This is a genomic window from Micromonospora sp. NPDC050980 (genome assembly GCF_040653835.1).
GTDB lineage: Bacteria > Actinomycetota > Actinomycetes > Mycobacteriales > Micromonosporaceae > Micromonospora.
This window is the reverse complement of sequence record NZ_JBFAGS010000007.1, coordinates 193909-210494: the sequence shown is the minus strand read 5'-3', so window position 1 is coordinate 210494 and position 16586 is coordinate 193909. Positions and strand designations below refer to the sequence as shown.

Genomic DNA, 16586 nt, shown 5'->3' with positions numbered 1-16586 from the left:
TTGTAAAATAGAAGACGATCACCATCCGGATCGGTCCACGGCGTTGACCGACCAAGAATCCGTGGAGAGGAAATACTCAATGAAGGTTTGTGTCGTCGGGACCGGATACGTCGGTCTCACCACCAGCGTCAGCCTCGCCTTCCTGGGCCACGACATCACCTGCATTGACCTTGACCAACGCAAGATCGACATTCTCCGCGCCGGCCAATGCCCGATCTACGAGCCGCACCTGGAAGCGCTCATCGACCAGGCGTCCTCGCACCTGAGCTTCACCACCGACTACGCCGTCGGCGTGCCCGACGCCGACGTCGTGTTCATCGCCGTGCAGACCCCGCAACTCGACAACGGCAACCCCGACCTGCAGTACCTGCGATCCGCCGCCGAAAGCGTCGCCGAGCACCTGCGCGGCGGCTTCACCGTCGTGGTCAACAAGTCCACCGTGCCGATCGGCTCCGGCAACTGGGTCGACGCGATCCTGCGCGAAGCCTACGAACACCACCACGGCAACCGCCCCGACGGCCAGTTCGCGGTCGCCTCGAACCCTGAGTTCCTGCGCGAGGGCACCGCGCTCGCCGACACCCTGTACCCGGACCGCATCGTCATCGGCTCCGACAACCAGAAGAGCCTGGACGTCCTCAACCAGCTCTACCGACCCATCCTCAACCAGTCTTTCACCCCGCCCACCGTGCTGCCCCGCCCCGCCGGCATGAGCGCCGTGCCGCTGGTCTCCACCGACCTGGCCTCAGCGGAGCTGATCAAGTACGCGGCCAACGCCTTCCTCGCCCTCAAGATCAGCTATATCAACGAGATCGCCGCGATAGCCGGCAAGGTCGGCGCCGACGTCCGCGAAGTCGCCCGCGGCACCGGCCTCGACGCCCGCATCGGCCCCCGCTTCCTCAACCCCGGCATCGGCTGGGGCGGATCCTGCTTCGGCAAAGACACCGCCGCGCTTATCGCCACCGCCAGCGAGTACCACCTCGCTACGCCGATCGTCACCGCCGCCCGCGATGTCAACCACCGCCAGCGCACCAAGGTCGTCGACCGGCTCCTCGACGAACTCCACATCATCAAAGGCCGAAAGATCGGCATCCTCGGCCTCGCGTTCAAGCCCGACACCGACGACCTGCGCGACTCACCCGCCATCGACATCGCGAACCTGCTCCTCGAACGCGGCGCCCGCATCACCCTGCACGACCCCGTCGCCGCCGACCGCTTCCGCCGCGAACAACCCACCCTCGCCGCGCACCTCGCCGACGGAGTCGACGACGTGTTCGACGACGCCGACGCCATCGTGGTCGCCACCGAATGGACGCACTACCGCGACCTCGACTGGGCCAAATTCGCCCCCACCATGCGCTCACCACTCGTCCTCGACGGACGACACTGCCTCGACGCCGACAGGCTCACCGAAATCGGCTACCGATACCTCACCATGAACTCCCCAGCCCTCCCTCCGCGCAGGCAGCCGTAGCTGCTCACGATCCACAAAACACCGCCATCGATCGGGCGCTGATCCCGGCTCTCAAGCCCGGACGGCAACTCGCCTGCTACGGAAGGAGTCCTGTGACCGCCGCCGATTCGCTACTCGGCAGCGTTCCCGAGCAGCACTACATCCACAACGCGGAGCGCGGCGAAACCCTGCACCGGTCCGCGCCGGAAGCCATCCACCGCGACGTGCTCGCCCTTCAGATCAGCGACGGAGACAACGTGCTGGAGATAGGCACCGGCACGGGATACTCCGGCGCGCTGCTCGCCGCCCAAGCCGGGCGCTCAGGGCGAGTAACAAGCGTCGACATCAGTGACCACCTGGTCGAATGGGCAACCCGCCTGCACCGTCAACGCGGCCTGAGCACCATCACCTGCCACAGCGCCGACGGCCTGGCCGGCTACCCGCCACACGCCGCCTACCAACGCATCGTCGCCTGGTGCACACCACCACGGCTACCCCGATCGTGGATAGACCAACTAAGCGCGAACGGGAGGCTCGTCGCCACCCTACCCATCGCCGAACAGCCCTCCACCACCCTGATCACGACCATCACCCTGAACGAAGGACAACCGCGCGTCGAGATGGCCACCCTCGGCACCGGCTACGCCCAATCCACCACCGCAGCCGTCGACGACGCCATCACCATCCCCGGCCGCTGGGTAGACCACCACATCGAGCACCCCCACCCGGCATGGATATCCATCGGCTGGCGCGAGCACGACCCGCACCACACCGGCGCCCGCGACGCCCTCAGCCTGTTGCTTGACCCCCGCCACAGCGAGACCTACCACGGCCCGCCGCTGGACTGGCAGTCCTGGTCGGCCTACTCCGTCATCGCCGGCGGGCCACACCGCAGCCTCGCCTCCCTGGGCGACGGGCAGCGCGGCATCGGGCACACCAGCGCCACCTCCGCCGCCGTGATCCTGGGCGACGGCACCATCCTCGCCGACACCGCCAACTCCCCATCCCTGACCGCGCTACGGAGCTGGCTCGGGCGGTGGGAGCAGGCAGGACGGCCTGACGCCTCATGGTTCGACGTGAGGCTTGTGCCCTACCACGGGGAAGACCTGCCCGGCTGGGACCTACGCATCACCGCTGCCACCGGGACGTGACCCCTGACGACCATCGGATCGACCCAAGCCAGCCCGTGACCCGGTCACGCACGTCACCCGGGCGTGCTCACTGCCCGGGTGACGCGGTGACCGACAAGCCGCTGCGCCTCGGCCAGCGGATACCAGGCGGCGCCTCGCACCTCCGACTCCTGGATCGACCCGACGTCGGCGGACGTGGTTGAGAAGGCGTACCCGATATCGAGATGGAAGTGTTCCGGTTCGCCCTTGTCCGGCCGCGCTGGCACCGGCCCGTACTCGACGTACGCCGGTAGCGGTGAGGTCGGAACAATACCGGCGGGATCAACTCCGGTCTCCTCCACCAGCTCCCGCACCGCCGCGTCGATCAGCGTGGCATCGGTCGGCTCGAGGTGCCCGCCGGGCTGCAGCAGGAGCCCGTACGCGAGGTGATCAACAAGAAGGACCTCCGTTCCGCCGCGCACAAGGAGCGCACCGACAGTCACGTGCACGGGGAAGTGGAGCCGCGAGGCACAGTCCGCGCCCTCGGTCAGTAGCTGCATCGGCGCCGACAGCGCTGCGGCTTCGTGGCGATGGAACTCGAGGTAGGCCGACAGTGTCCACAGGATGCCTGAGTTGCTGATCGTCATCATCAGTCTCCGTCGCAGCTGCAGAGCAAGCTCTACCAAATCGCTTGCTCAGCCGAGAGTGGGAACGCCGGACGCCGGCAGCTTCCTTAGGTGCGTGTCGTTCCCGGCATTCATACGCTACAGGCGAGCGTTAGCACGGTAGGCGTGCCTCGCTCCCAGGACGCCCGGGTGGTCGTTGCCACATCTGTGTCAGGCCACCGACGCTCGCGCCGATCGTGGTCTCGCTTGCCCGCGTCCTCTGCTGCTATGCACCGAGGGTGAGCGTGGCCACCGATGACCATCGGTAGGTGTGATGCTCTCGGCGCAGCGCGATCAGTGATGCCGTGTGGATCGTCGCGGTGGCAGCGGGCAGGCTGCGGAGTTCGGCCAGGCGTTCGCGGATCGGCGCGGTGGATGTTGCCTTCCTGCTGTAGGCGATGGTGACGTGCGGTCGGAACCCGTCAGCGGGTTCGGGCACGCTCGGCCATACGGCGCCGATCGCGGCGCGGATGCGGTCGCGGAGCTGTTCAACCGGTTGCCAGGGCGTCACGAGCAGGCCGATGCCTTCGGCGTCGGGGTCGACGGGCCCAAGAGACAACCGCAGCGGCGCAAGGTCGGCGCACCGTCGACGGGCTTCGGCGACGACCGCGTCGATGTCGCTGTCGGACACCTCGTCGACGAAACCGACGCCTTGCATGGTCAGGTGCAGGCAGTCGAGGGGCACCAGGTCCAGGCCGGGCAGCGCCAGCCGGTCCTGGAGCTCAGTCACGAACTGGTGAAGGTCGGGTTGGTGTTTGAAGGTGAGGTGCCAGGTATAGAACTGGCGGTCGGGCCGCCAGCCTGGGCGCCAGTACCAGTGCTCGGTCAGGGTGGGCAGGTGGTGGTAGGCGGTCCAGCGGTGCTGCAGGCTGCGCGCTTCCCGACTGCTCATGCCGGGGATCGTAGGCCCGAGCGGGGTGCGCTGCTGGTCGGCGTGTACTCATTGAGCAGGTCAGTGACGTAGAGCAACTGGGGGTGGCGGCCGAAGGGGCGCGCAGCGCCAAGAAACTGTCGGGCGCGCTGCCGCACCGATTCGAAGCGGCAGTCGGCGGCCAGGGTGAGCGCCTCCACAGCCAAGTCAGCGGCGTGATCGAGGTTCCCAGCGTGCAGGTGGGCGGTGGCCAGGTCGAGGCGACTGAGCGCCTGCGGACCGCGCAGCTGCGCAGCGTCGAAGGCGGCAATCGGGGTAGCGAGGTGGTCGATCACCTCGGCGGTGCGGCCGATGGTGAGGTAGGCGGTGGCCGCGTTGGCGGCGGCGCGGGCCAGGCAGTATGGGCCGAGGGTCAGACTGGTGCTGACCTGCTCGGCCGCCGGCTGCCCCGCCAGCAGGGCGAAGGCGTGGTCGACGGCGCGGTCGACGCCGTAGCGGTCACCGACGCAGGCGAGCGCGCGGGCCTGCCCGTTGACGAGCAGGCGGATGCGGTGCGCACTCGTGCCGGAGTGCCGCAGGCCGTCGTCGGCGTAGTTGAGAGCGTCGCGAGGGTCCCCGCTGTAGTAGGCGATCAGGCTCTGAGTGGCGCGAGCCCACGCCCGCACATCGGGTTGCTCGGCGGCGTCAGCGAGCTCAAACGCCTCGGCGGCGTAGGCGCGTGCGACGCCGAAAGCCCGAAGGTCCAGAGCAAGGACGGCGAGCAGCCCGGACAGATGCGCGGCGACCGTATAGAGCCGGGCCCGCTGCGGGGGGTGATGCCGGGCGGCCATCAACTCGTCGACGCCGACGCGCAGCGGACGCAGCCGGCCCACCAGCGTGGCCGGTGGAAGTCGTTCATTGTCGGTGATCGCTTGTCGGATCTCGTCCTCCAGGTGAGTCAGCCGCGCGTCCTCGTTTGCGGCGGTTAGGGCCGCTCGGCGCGCGGCGATGTGCTGCTCGGGCTCCCACAGAGCCTCACCGCCGGTTGCTGCGGTATCGCCCGCGTCAAGCTGGCTGCGCTGACGGTGTAGGTCCAGCTCGGCGATGCGGTCGTACTCGGCGACAAGTGCTCCGCCTGTCCGCAGGGCGGTGTCGCAGCGTCGCCAGAACATCCGGTCGGGGTACTGCAGGCCGGTCTCGGTGCTGGCGATCGAGCTGCGGGCGTAGCGCACAAGCGGGGCGAGGCCGTGCTGCGTGAGATCGGCCGTCTTACGCAGGTGCGCGAGGTGCCGGCCGAGCGCGCGGCGCGCGGTGATGATCTCGTCGCTGTCGCCCATCGGCCATCACCCCCGAGTCGAGCGGTCACGGTAAGCGGTGACCGTAGCGACCGGCTGTGACATTTTCCAGGCGGGCCGCGGAGCCCCGGGCGGCGCGTTCACGCCGCGAGGTAGTGGCCGCCGTGGTCAAGGTGGCGGTTGTCGGAGGTGCTGTCGGAGAAGCCCGACATTGTCGGCGCGCGCCGCTGCGGGCGTGTCGGGCTGCCAGGGTTCTACCGTGCCTGCATGCCCTCCGACCCCCACGATTTCACCGTCGGTCTGCCGCGCAAGCGGATGGCTGCGGGGCTGCTGATCACCGATCCGCAGGATCGGGTTCTGCTGGTCGAGCCGGCGTATCAGGCGTGGTGGGAGATTCCCGGGGGGTGCGTCGAGGACGGCGAGTCGCCGTGGCAGGCAGTCGTGCGGGAATGCCGCGAGGAACTCGGCTTGGACCTGACGCCGGGTCGGCTGCTTGTCGTGGACTGGGTGCCGGCCGGCGACGGCCGCACCGACGGCGTGATGCTCGTCTTCGACGGTGGTGCCCTGGACGCGGTGCGGGCGCAGCGCATCGTCGTGCCGCCCGCCGAGTTAAAGGGGTGGGCGTGGTCCGACCCGCCGCAGGCGCGGGCGAGGTTGCAGCCGTTGCTGGCCCGCCGCGTCGCCGAATGCCTGCAGGCGCGGGGTGACGGTGTGACCCGCTACCTCGAAGACGGCGTACCGGTCTCCTGACGCGACCTGCCGCACCGCCGCCTCGCTCGCTCGATCGCCGACTTGCCAGCCCGTCGTTGGGAGGATCCGTCGTGCCCGAAACCAACCGTTCCGATCCCGCATCATCCGAGCCCGCGTCGCCGGTCGACTCGGTGTTGCCGGAGCTGCGGGAGATGTGGTGGGAGACCGGCATGCGCGCCCGGGCGCAGGCCGGCCTGTTCGCGGTGTTCACCGAGCTACCCCGTCTGGTCCGGGCCGCCCTGGTGGTGAGCTGGCGCGCGGACCGGCCGCGGACATCGGTCGTGGCGGCCACGACGCTCGGCGCGGGCGTGATGGCGGCGTTCGGGCTGCTCGCCACCCAGCGGGTCCTGGTGGAGCTATTCGCCGGCGGACCCACTGGGGACAAGGTCCGCGCGGCGTTGCCCGCCCTGGCGGCGTTGGCGGCGGTGACCGCGCTGCGCGCCGCGATGGCCACTGCCATGGGGTACGCGCAGAACGGGCTGACTCCGAAGGTGGACCGGGAGGTGGAACGGGGCCTGTTCGAGGTGACGACCGCCGTGCAGCTGGAAGCGTTCGACGCGGACGCGTTCGCCGACGACATGGAGCGGGCATCCCGGGGCGCGGACTCCACCACCGGGCTGGTGCAGGCGGCGATGAACCTGCTCGCCGGGCTCGCCGGCGTCGTGGCCGTCGCGGTCGCCGTGGTGGTGGTCCACCCGCTGCTGCTGCTCGCTTTGTTGGTCGCGACGGTGCCGAACGGGTGGGCGTCGCTGCGCGCGGGGCATCTGCGCTACCAGACCTACGCTGCGGGATCGGTGCGGCGGCGCCGGTTGTGGTTGCTGCACCGGCTGATGGCCGAACGGGACTCCGCCCCCGAACTGCGCTCCTACAGTCTGCGGCAGTTCCTGCTCAACCAGTACGACCGGGTGATGGGCGTGGAAACCCGCATTCAACTCGCCCTCGCGAAGCGGGTCACCACGACCACCACCGTCGGCGCGGTGATCGGCGGGATCGCCACCACCGCGGTGTACGTCCTGCTCGGCCTGCTGCTCGTCGACGGGCAGATCCCTCTCGCCGCCGCCGCGACCTGCGTCATCGCCGTGCAGACCGCGCAACGCTCCCTGGCCGTGGTCACCTTTCAGATCGACCGCGTCTACACCGAAGGACAGCACTTCCGCGACTACCAAGGCTTCATGACCCGCGCCGCCGACTACCTACCCACGCCCCTTGGCACGCCGCAAGGCCAAGCTGCACACGGTCCGGCGCCGCAGCGGCTGCGCAGCATCACCGTCGACTCGGTCAGCCTGCGCTACCCCGACCGCGACACCGCCGCCGTCGACCACGTCGCCCTGACCATCGCAGCGGGCGAGACGGTGGCATTCGTCGGGGAGAACGGCTCCGGGAAGTCCACCCTCGCCACCATGATCGCCACCCTGCGCGCCCCCACCGCCGGCACGATCCGCTACAACGACCAACCCGGCGACGACTGGGACGTCGATGAGCTGCGGGCCCGCATCGCAGTCGTGACGCAGGAGTACCACAAGTGGCCGTTCACGGCCGCCACGAACATCGCCATCGGCGACGTCACCACCACCGCCGATCAGACCCGCATCGCCGCCGCCGCCGGCCGGGCCGTCGCCCACGACATGATCAGCGAGCTTCCGCACGGATACGAGACGCTGCTCGACCGGACCTTCGCCGGCGGCCAAGACCTCTCCGGCGGGCAGTGGCAACGCATCACCGCCGCCCGCGGATTCCTCCGAGAAGCCGACGTGCTCATCATGGACGAGCCGTCCTCCGCCCTCGACCCCCGCGCCGAGGACGCCCTGTTCCAAGCCATCCGCGACCGGCAAGGCCACGCGATCACGATCCTAATCACCCACCGGTTGGCCAACGTCCGCCACGCCGACCGCATCTACGTCCTGCACCACGGCCGCCTCGTCGAAGCCGGCACCCACCGCGACCTCATGACCGCCGGCGGACGCTACGCCGAGCTGTTCACCCTTCAAGCCTCCGGCTACGAAAGTGGAATCACATGCCCGCACCAGGTCACCAATCCCGACGAGGAGAGCCAGCTCCCGCGGCAGGGCCAGCATCAGGTGGTCCGATGAGCAGTTCCGCCGTGGACGGCGTACCTTCCACCGGCACCAATGAGACGATTTTGATCTGCCTTCGCGGGAACAGCGGCGCCGGGAAGAGCACCCTCGCCCGGACGCTGCGTTACCGGCACGGCCGCGGCTGCGCCCTGGTCGGCCAAGATCACCTCCGACGGATCCTGCTCAGAGAACGCGACAAGCCCCGAGGCCTCGCGCCCGCACTCATCGCGCAGAACGTCCGCTTCTGCCTCGACCACGGCTACCACGTGATCCTGGAAGGGCTCATGCATGCCGCTCGGTACCGGAGCATGCTCACCGAGCTGCGCGACGCGCACCGCGGGCGGACGCTGTTCGTCTACCTCGACGTGTCGCTGCCCGAGACCCTGCGACGCCACGACACGCGTCCCATGGCGGCGGAGGTGTCGCCAGACCACCTGCGCAGCTGGTACACCCCGCGCGATGTCCTCGGCTGGCCCGACGAACTCGTCCTGCCCGAGACCACCACCCTGGAGCAAGCGGTCGAGCGCATCGCCACCGCCGCCGGCCTGCCACTGACCGGCCGCGACACCGACATCCTTCCGGCCGCCCCGTGAACCGGCGCCAGATGACGCCCGTCGGCGGCGCGAACACTCCGGTGGGCGGGGCTGACGAGGCGTTCGCGGCGCTGATCGCCCGCGCCGGCTCCGCCCGGGTGGGCATCGGCCGGGTCGTGCACCGCACCGACAAAGCCCTCGTCGCCACCGGACACCGCAACGGCCAGCCGGTGATCGCCAAGCTGCTGACCACCGACGACCCGTACTGGGTCGGCCGCCGCGACCACGAACTACGCACCTACGAGCGGCTCGCCGACCAGCCGCCATCGGTGCGTGTGCCTCGGCTGGTGTGCTCTGACGAGCGGCTCACCGTCCTGACGCAGCTCCCCGGACAGCGTCTGCACGACGCGCGTCACCTCACCCGCGACGTCCACGCCCGCACGGCACAGCAGGTCCTCGACACACTCGACGCCTTCGCCCATTGGGCGCCAACGCCGGCGCTGCCGCAACCTGTCGACTACCACGGCCGCATCGACGCCGAGCACGCCAGCGGGCTCCTCGACGACGCCGACCGATTCGCCCTGCACGCCCTCGTCGACCAGCTCGGCCCGGCGCGGGTAACCGCCCACGGCGACGCCCTACCAGCGAACCTTCTCCTTGACGGCGGGCACTGCGCCCTCGTCGACCTCGAGCACACCGGAAGCTACCTGCCCGGCTACGACCTCGCGCTCCTGCACCTCGTCAGCGCCGCGGCCAGCCCGACCATCACCGCCGCGATCACCGCACGCGTACAGACCGCTGGCATCGACACCGCCTTTCAGGTCAACCGGTTGTTGCTGACCTGTCGAGAGATCCGCCTGCACACCAGCTTGCCGGCCGCTGATCCGGCCACCTCCAAGCTCGCGTACCTGCGACAGCTCCTCAGCCAGGCACGCCACGACGTTCAGGCGCTGATGCGATGGGCTTGAACCGGACGATCGCCAGTACTCGGGCCCACCGCAGCCCCACGGCGAGCTCACCAGCACCTCCCCAGCTGAGCGCTGACTTCCACCGCCTGTGGGGCGCCTACTCCGTGAGCCAAACGGGATCTGCTGTCGGGGCGGGCGCGCTGCCGCTGGTCGCGATCCTGCTGCTGGACGCATCGGCTCTGCAGATCTCGCTGCTCGCGGTGATCTCCGGCCTCGCTGCGGCGGTCATCGTCCTACCCCTGGGCCCTTGGGTGGAGTTCCGGCGTAAACGGCCTGTGATGATCGGCGCCGACCTGCTGCGCTTCGCCGCCCTGGCAAGCGTCTGCATCGCCGCCGCGCTCGACGCCCTGACGTACGCGCACGTGTGCGTCGTCGCCGTCATACAGACCGCCGGCACCATCGTGTTCAACGCCGCCAGCGGCGCCCACCTGACACACCTGGTCACCGTCGAACAGCGTGTCACCGCCAACAGCCGATTCGAGACCTCCCAGTGGACGGCGAACAGCCTCGGCTCACCCATCGGCGGTGTCCTCGTGTCCTGGCTCGGCGCCACCGCGTCCGTCACCGTCGACGCCGCGACCTTCCTGGCATCCGCGCTCGGGATCCGCCGCCTCCGCACCCCCGAACCGCCGCCACCGGCGCGGCAACCCACCCCGAGCCGGAGCCGGGAAGCCATCGAGGGATGGCGGCACATCCTTCACCACGCGGGCCTGCGTGCCCTGTTCGTCAACGCCATCATCTTCGGCGGCGCCATCACGGCCAGCACGCCCATCATCGCGGTGTTCATGCTCCGCGACCTGCACCTGGCGCCCTGGCAGTACGGCCTGGCCCTCGGACTGCCCTGCCTCGGCGGGATCCTCGGCTCCCTCACCGCCGGCCCGCTCACCACCCGATACGGCCTGCGCACGGTCCTGCTCACCACCGGCGTCGCCCGCACACTCTGGATGGGATTCATCCCCCTCGCCCCGCCCGGCACACCCGGCCTGATCATCATCACCCTCGCCGACACACTCCTGCTGTTCGCCGCGGGAACGTTCAATCCCACCTTCGCCGCCTACCGGATCAACCACACCAGCGAGCACTGCCTGTCCCGCGTCCTGACCGCCTGGTCCATCACCAGCAAACTCACCCAACCGATCGTCATCGCCGCGGCCGGCGTCCTCGCCGCCGTAACCGGCCCCCGCACCGCCCTCACGGCTACCGCCGCCCTCACCCTCACCAGCGCCGCGTTCCTGCCGTGGAAAGCGACCCGGAACAGCCCGCCCTACAGACCCGGCGCGAGCACCCGCCTGCCCGCCGCCGTCACCACACCCAGGAAGAACGCAGATGAGCGATGACACCCCGCAGCGGCGAGCGCCCCGCCGCTACACCGGCACCACGACCGACTTCGTACTGGACGGCACCACCGGACGCCTCACCACGGCCACCTCGTTCGGCTCCCTCACTCACGTCGAGCTGCGCGTCGGTAAACACGGCTCCACCCTGGCCGGCCTCACCGAAGCGCTGTCCACGGCGATCACCACCGGCCTGCAAGCCGGCGCGCCCCTGCCCGAGTTCGTGGCCCCACTACGGCACACCCACTACATCCCCTGCGGCGCCACCACCGACCCGGACGTGCCACACGCGACCTCGCTGAGCGACTACCTCGCACACCGCCTCCACCAGCAGCACACCCACACCGCGCCACCACACCCGGACGCCGCGCAGCTGTCCGGAGACGTCCAAGCCAGCACGCAGCCACAACTGCCGAAGGCCACCTGGATGCCACACCCCCGCAGCTGACCTGGCCTCGATCACCCTCAACCTGACGGAAGGCGGACAGGAAATGCGTGACGACGAGTTACGCGCTCTGGTTGGCGCGAGTCAGCCGCTGATGCGGGCGCTGCGCACCGTGCGGGACTCGGGCCTGCCGGACGCCTGGATCGGCGCTGGTGTCCTCAGGGATCTCGTCTGGGACCAACGCTACGGGCACGGCTTCGACTTCCTCCGGACCCGGGACATCGACGTGGCGTTCTTCGACCCCGCCGACCTGACCCGGGCCAACGACGAGCACGCCACCGGGCGTCTGACGGCGATGTGGCCCGGACCGCCCTGGGAGGCGAAGAACCAGGCCGCCGTGTACACCTGGTACCCCGCCCGATTCGGAGGCGACCCCGTCCCCGCACTCGGCAGCATCGCCGACGCGGTCGCGACCTGGCCCGAATACACCACCGCCGTCGCGATCCGTCTCGACGCCGACGGGCGCATCGCTGTCTGCGCACCACACGGACTCGATCACCTCCTCGACGGCATCTGGCGCCGCAATCCGACCCGAGTCAGCCTGGCCGTGTCCGCGCAACGACTAGCACGGCAACGCCCCGCCCACCGGTGGCGCCGAGTCCGAGTCCTCACCTGACCACCCACGATCGACCCCAGGAGGCTCACCCCGAATGCCCGAGGCCCGCCGAGTGGACGACTCGTCGACTCTCATGATCGCTGCCGCCCAGCCGCTGGTCACCTGCGACGCCGCGCTCAACGGCGCCGCAATCCGTACGTTCATGCGACGCGCGCACCAGCAGGGCGCCCACCTGGTGCAGTTCCCCGAAGGCGCCCTGTCCGGCTACGCCGGACAGGCCAAGGACCACTTCGCCGGTTGGGACGTCGACTGGACAGTGCTGAGGCGGGAGTTGGACGAGACGGCCGCGCTCGCGGGTGAGCTCGGCCTTTGGGTGATCCTGGGCAGCAACCACCGACTCAGCGGCCAGCACCGACCACACAACAGCCTGTACGTAATCTCCGACCAGGGACGCATCGTCGACCGCTACGACAAGCGCTACCTCTCCCACACCGAGATCAGCCGCTTCTACACCCCCGGCTTCACACCAACCGTCCTCAACCTCGCGGGATTCAAGCTGGGTCTGGCACTCTGCGTCGAGATCAACTTCCCGGAATTGTTCCTCGACTACCTGCACCGGGGTGTGGACTGCGTCCTGTTCTCTACCTTCTCCGAAGACCCGATGTTCGCCGTGATGGCCCAAGGTCACGCCGCCACCATGAGCCAGTGGGTGAGCGTCTCGGTGCCCGCGCAATGCAGCACCGCGATGCCCGCCGGGATTGTCGGCCCGCACGGCGGCTGGCTCGCCCAGTGCGCCCCCGATGGCACCACCGGCCTGGTCTGCGCCACCCTCGACCGCGACGCACCAGAGCTGCGCGTCGCCGTGCACCACGCCCGCCCCTGGCGCGCCACCGCCCGCGACGGCACCATCTACCGACAACAGCGCGTGGACGATCCGCGCAGCCACGACCGCACCGGGAGATGACAGTGGCACCGAACATCCGCCGCCTGCTCCGCGGCCAGCCTCAGTTCCCACTGATGATCGTCGGCCATGGTCGCATCGGCCACGCTCACCTTCCGGTCGGCCTGCGCAAGCAACTGAAGGAACTCGCCGCCACCGACACGGCACACTGGGGGCTGCTCTTCGTGCTCGACGCCCGACGGCACCGCTGGACCCTGTTCTCCCCAGACGCGGAGTACGCGGCGCTGTTCGCGCCCGCCGCCCACAACCTGAACCTCGACGTCGACATCTTCACCACGAAGTTCCCCTGCTGGAACAGCGGCTGGCGGATCACCTAGCTACGGCACCCGCGGGATCGCCTCGGGCTCCACCACCGGCGGGCCACAGACGACCAGCATCGTCGGCACGGCGAGTCCCGACGTCTCGGTGGGCAGCCACGGCAGCGGCACCCAGTCCACACCCACCATCGCCGGGCAGTCACACGCCGACTCGTCCGTACCGAGGGTCGGTTCACCGGCGGCTACGTCGACCGCGAAGCACGCCGTCAAGCCCGACGGGTACGGCACCTCGAACAGGTAATGCACCGCCACAGCCCGCAGCCCCACCTCCTCGGCAACCTCACGCCGGACCGCGTCCTCCGCAGTCTCGCCAGGGCCAATACCGCCCCCAGGAAGCGTCCAATACTCCTGGCCATCGTGGCGACCCGACGGCCCGAGACCGCGCTCGCGCACCATCAACACCCGGCCGTCGCGGATGATCACCGCTGCGGCTCGCCGACGATCCGTCACTGTCACATCATCCCTGCGCCAGCTGGACACGTCCGTCTGACCGCGGAGGGATGTCACCGCGCGCCATACAATTGCAGAAACATCCGATGGATCGGCGTGACAATCGGTAGTCCTTCAACCTCGCAGGCAGCCGCACCTATCGAGGAAGGCGCAGCGTCGAGGTCGCGCTGCACCTCGTGTCCTTCGGACACCATGATCGGATCCGATTAAGGACGCCTTTCGGGCGCAGAGGATCACGGGCCACGGGGCACTGGCCAGCGTCGGCGCAGAGCCGCCGGACTCGCCGCCGGGGGCGTCCGTGAGACCCGACGTGGCCAGGCCCTACGCCAGAGCCGCGGCGTTGTTGGCCGCGAGCCAACCCGAGGGGTTGCCGCAGTCGTGGTACTCACCGGTGACGGGGTGGATCAGCACCTCGTTGTCACGCGCGAAGGCGATCACGGCGTCAGTGGCCTGGTACTCGCCGCTCGGCGCCGGGGCCAGCGCCTGGAAGTAGGCCACGGCCTCGGCGGGTAGCAAAGTGCGGCTGATGTTGATGTACGCGGTCGGCTCGCCGTAGCGGTCAGGCTTCTCCAGCAGCTGATCCAGTAGTTGAAGGCCTTCCGCTGCTCGCGGGTGCAGGATGCCGTAGCGATGGGCTTCAACCCCGGACACCGTGGCCGCGGCGAGCGCGGCCGGCACCCCGGCGGCGGCCCGGGCAACGGCGAGGTCGGCCAAGTCGGACCCGCCGTCATTGCGAAGCAGAAGGTCGTCTCCGGCGACGAGGAGGAAATCGTCGCCGGCGATGAAGTCGCTGGCGACGATGGCGGGCAGAGCGGTGCCGTACCGGTCGTCGCGTGGTTGTTCGATGAACGTGAAGTCGGCCTGGCCGTGGAGGTCGGCGAGGGATGCGTACTTTGCCTGCCAGCCGCGGGCGGCGAAGTAGTCCATCAGGTCGTGGTCTTCGGTGAAGTAGTGACGCACCTGGCGGCCGATCTCGCCGGGGGCGGTGACGATCGCGATCTCGTGAGCGCCGGCGGCGACGCAGTCAGCGACCGCGTAGGCGACGACTGGCTGGTTGAGAATCGGCAGCATGCACTTGTTGATCGTCTTGCCGATCGGGAAGAAGCGACTGCCCGTGCCGGCGACAGCGATGACGGCCCTCACGCGCTCACCCCTTCATTCGGGTCGCACCGGCCGTCAGGGGGTGGCGACAGCGAGCCAGGCAGACGGCTGCAGTCTATGCGTCGTCCGAGTCCGATCCGGGGAAGTAGAAGAACGACACCACGCGCTGATGCGCCGTCATCAAGGGACCCGCGTCGCCGTCCTCGACTGGTCATTGAGGCCGTCGGTGAGGCTGTAGGACCAGCTCGTGGCTTTGCCGTCGGCGAAGGGCATCACGCCATGAAAGACGCGAGGCTGGCGGCCGAAGACCAACGGCAGGAAGTGTCGATCGCTCTCCCACATCGGCACCCGCCCGGCGAGCACGTCATCGATCTCGGCCCAGATCAGGGTGCCCTCCGGGCACTCCGCCCGTAGCAGTCCTGTCCAGTTGGGGATGCGGAACAGGAACCCGAACCAGTTCTCGCCGCTGCGGCCAAACCCGGGCCAAGATATCGTTCCGGCGAGCTGCACCTCGTGACACTTCAAGCCGCTCTCCTCCCGGATCTCCCGGCGCATTCCCGCGATCACGTCCTCGTCCGGCTCGACCTTCCCGCCCAGCCCGTTGTGGTAGCCGAAGTGCACGTCATCGGGACGCTTGTCCCGTCGAATCAACAGCACCCGCATGCCGTCGGGATGCAGGACGTAGCCGAGCGTCGCGAGGATGGACAGCATCCCCTCACCCTAGGTGCCTGCTCCGGCGACGGCAGCGCGGTGAAGATGGGTGTGTCGACCGCCTTTCGGGTGGCCCCCAGCAACAGGTGCGAGAGCAGCCGCACCTGGCGCGCGACGATTGCGCCTCCGGACCGTGGCGGGATGGTCGCCTCAGCCTTCGTTGCCGGCGTCACCGGCGGCAGCATGGTCGCTTGGGCGGCCGTGCAGCCCGTTACTGCGGCGACGCCCCTCGAAAGGGTGCTCATCGTCTCCGGACTTGCCAGCGCACTCGGCGGAGTGTTCACCGCGAGCGCGTAGCGCCCAACCGGGGCGTGCCTCGCACGCCAGGAGCGCGCCTCGCGCAGACACGAAACCGTTTCCCGGGACAGCCGCAGCGATCAGACGGTCCATGGACGAGCCTCTCATTGATCGAGTCAGGTCGCCGGCTCCGCCAATCGCGCCCGCACCCGCCCGGCCAGTTCGTCGACTGATAGCTCACCATCCAGCAGCATGGTCTGCGCTGACAGCTGAGGCACCGCGGCGACGCATCGCTGGATCTGCGCTAGGCGCCACGCACGGACCTCAGCGTCCCGGCCCTGATCTCCCGGCCAGATGGACTGCTCCTCGATCCGCTGCCGGAGCACCTCCACCGGCGTGTTCAGGAAGAAGTGATCAACGGATGCGCCCGCGGCGCGCAAAGCGAGGAAGATCTCGTCCAGATACTGCGGCACGACGACGGTCATCGGGACCACGAGGGTCGTGTGGTACTCCTGCAGCAGTGCTACGGCCGTATCCGCCACACTGCGCCGCCAGATCCGAAGGTCTTGAAAATCGCCGCTCGGCGGCAGAGGGACGATCTCGCGGAGCATGTAACCCGGCAGTTCGGCATCGAACAGCAACAGCCGGGCATCATCGGCGAGCAGCCGCTTCGCCAGCGTCGTCTTGCCGGCACCGAACGCGCCGTTCAGCCATACGATTCTCATGCCAGCCCCCTCTGACCCGTGACGAAACTCGACCGTCGTTCACCCAAGAGTCCG

At 69.2% G+C, this 16586-nt stretch carries 18 protein-coding genes; 11 read left to right on the top strand and 7 right to left on the bottom strand.

Features of this window, described 5'->3' with window-relative positions:
- The first annotated feature begins 79 nt into the window (after positions 1–79).
- Both AB0H28_RS14160 and AB0H28_RS14155 read left to right on the top strand, forming a co-directional pair.
- Positions 80–1471, top strand: coding sequence for a UDP-glucose/GDP-mannose dehydrogenase family protein (locus AB0H28_RS14160; protein WP_358038759.1), 1392 nt, complete (start codon positions 80–82; stop codon positions 1469–1471).
- Between the two features lie 92 nt (positions 1472–1563).
- On the top strand, positions 1564–2601 hold the full coding sequence (locus AB0H28_RS14155; protein WP_358038756.1) for a methyltransferase domain-containing protein: 1038 nt from the start codon (positions 1564–1566) through the stop codon (positions 2599–2601).
- Between the two features lie 53 nt (positions 2602–2654).
- On the opposite strand, the gene AB0H28_RS14150 is transcribed toward AB0H28_RS14155, so the two are convergent.
- The 3 genes from AB0H28_RS14150 to AB0H28_RS14140 all read right to left on the bottom strand — a co-directional run bounded on the left by AB0H28_RS14150 (position 2655) and on the right by AB0H28_RS14140 (position 5411).
- The gene (locus tag AB0H28_RS14150; protein WP_358038754.1) at positions 2655–3206 is read right to left on the bottom strand and encodes an NUDIX domain-containing protein; all 552 of its coding nucleotides are present in this window, start codon (positions 3204–3206) and stop codon (positions 2655–2657) included.
- 244 nt (positions 3207–3450) lie between these two features.
- Positions 3451–4116: a 2'-5' RNA ligase family protein gene (locus AB0H28_RS14145; protein ID WP_358038751.1), complete on the bottom strand. Its 666-nt coding sequence runs from the start codon at positions 4114–4116 to the stop codon at positions 3451–3453.
- On the bottom strand, positions 4113–5411 hold the full coding sequence (locus AB0H28_RS14140) for a helix-turn-helix transcriptional regulator (RefSeq protein WP_358038748.1): 1299 nt from the start codon (positions 5409–5411) through the stop codon (positions 4113–4115). Before AB0H28_RS14140 ends, AB0H28_RS14145 begins: the two co-directional genes overlap by 4 nt.
- A 147-nt stretch (positions 5412–5558) precedes the next feature.
- On the opposite strand from AB0H28_RS14140, the gene AB0H28_RS14135 reads away from it, so the two are divergent.
- From AB0H28_RS14135 to AB0H28_RS14095, 9 genes are all read left to right on the top strand, one after another.
- Positions 5559–6119: an NUDIX hydrolase gene (locus AB0H28_RS14135; RefSeq protein ID WP_358039043.1), complete on the top strand. Its 561-nt coding sequence runs from the start codon at positions 5559–5561 to the stop codon at positions 6117–6119.
- 71 nt (positions 6120–6190) lie between these two features.
- Positions 6191–8209, top strand: a complete 2019-nt coding sequence (locus AB0H28_RS14130) for an ATP-binding cassette domain-containing protein (protein WP_358038745.1) — start codon at positions 6191–6193, stop codon at positions 8207–8209.
- Complete coding sequence (locus tag AB0H28_RS14125) at positions 8206–8787, top strand: kinase (protein WP_358038742.1); 582 nt, start codon at positions 8206–8208, stop codon at positions 8785–8787. The genes AB0H28_RS14130 and AB0H28_RS14125 overlap by 4 nt, the downstream gene beginning before the upstream one ends.
- A complete protein-coding gene (locus AB0H28_RS14120; RefSeq protein WP_358038739.1) occupies positions 8784–9695 on the top strand; it encodes a hypothetical protein in 912 nt (303 codons plus the stop codon). Before AB0H28_RS14125 ends, AB0H28_RS14120 begins: the two co-directional genes overlap by 4 nt.
- Positions 9686–11032, top strand: a complete 1347-nt coding sequence (locus tag AB0H28_RS14115; protein ID WP_358038735.1) for an MFS transporter — start codon at positions 9686–9688, stop codon at positions 11030–11032. Before AB0H28_RS14120 ends, AB0H28_RS14115 begins: the two co-directional genes overlap by 10 nt.
- Positions 11022–11477 carry a hypothetical protein gene (locus AB0H28_RS14110; protein WP_358038732.1) on the top strand — a complete coding sequence of 152 codons (456 nt, stop codon included), beginning with the start codon at positions 11022–11024 and terminating at the stop codon, positions 11475–11477. Before AB0H28_RS14115 ends, AB0H28_RS14110 begins: the two co-directional genes overlap by 11 nt.
- Positions 11478–11520: 43 nt before the next feature.
- Positions 11521–12090 carry a nucleotidyltransferase family protein gene (locus tag AB0H28_RS14105; RefSeq protein WP_358038729.1) on the top strand — a complete coding sequence of 190 codons (570 nt, stop codon included), beginning with the start codon at positions 11521–11523 and terminating at the stop codon, positions 12088–12090.
- Positions 12091–12124: 34 nt separating this feature from the next.
- On the top strand, positions 12125–12994 hold the full coding sequence (locus AB0H28_RS14100; protein WP_358038726.1) for a carbon-nitrogen hydrolase family protein: 870 nt from the start codon (positions 12125–12127) through the stop codon (positions 12992–12994).
- A gap of 2 nt (positions 12995–12996) precedes the next feature.
- A complete protein-coding gene (locus tag AB0H28_RS14095; RefSeq protein WP_358038723.1) occupies positions 12997–13308 on the top strand; it encodes a hypothetical protein in 312 nt (103 codons plus the stop codon).
- Here AB0H28_RS14095 and AB0H28_RS14090 read toward each other — a convergent pair whose 3' ends face one another.
- The 4 genes from AB0H28_RS14090 to AB0H28_RS14075 form a co-directional block, all read right to left on the bottom strand.
- Positions 13309–13758, bottom strand: a complete 450-nt coding sequence (locus AB0H28_RS14090) for an NUDIX hydrolase (RefSeq protein WP_358038720.1) — start codon at positions 13756–13758, stop codon at positions 13309–13311.
- Between the two features lie 321 nt (positions 13759–14079).
- Positions 14080–14901 carry a sugar phosphate nucleotidyltransferase gene (locus AB0H28_RS14085; protein WP_358038718.1) on the bottom strand — a complete coding sequence of 274 codons (822 nt, stop codon included), beginning with the start codon at positions 14899–14901 and terminating at the stop codon, positions 14080–14082.
- 138 nt (positions 14902–15039) lie between these two features.
- On the bottom strand, positions 15040–15570 hold the full coding sequence (locus AB0H28_RS14080; RefSeq protein ID WP_358038715.1) for an 8-oxo-dGTP diphosphatase: 531 nt from the start codon (positions 15568–15570) through the stop codon (positions 15040–15042).
- Positions 15571–15983: 413 nt separating this feature from the next.
- On the bottom strand, positions 15984–16532 hold the full coding sequence (locus AB0H28_RS14075; protein WP_358038712.1) for an AAA family ATPase: 549 nt from the start codon (positions 16530–16532) through the stop codon (positions 15984–15986).
- Between the last annotated feature and the right edge of the window lie 54 nt (positions 16533–16586).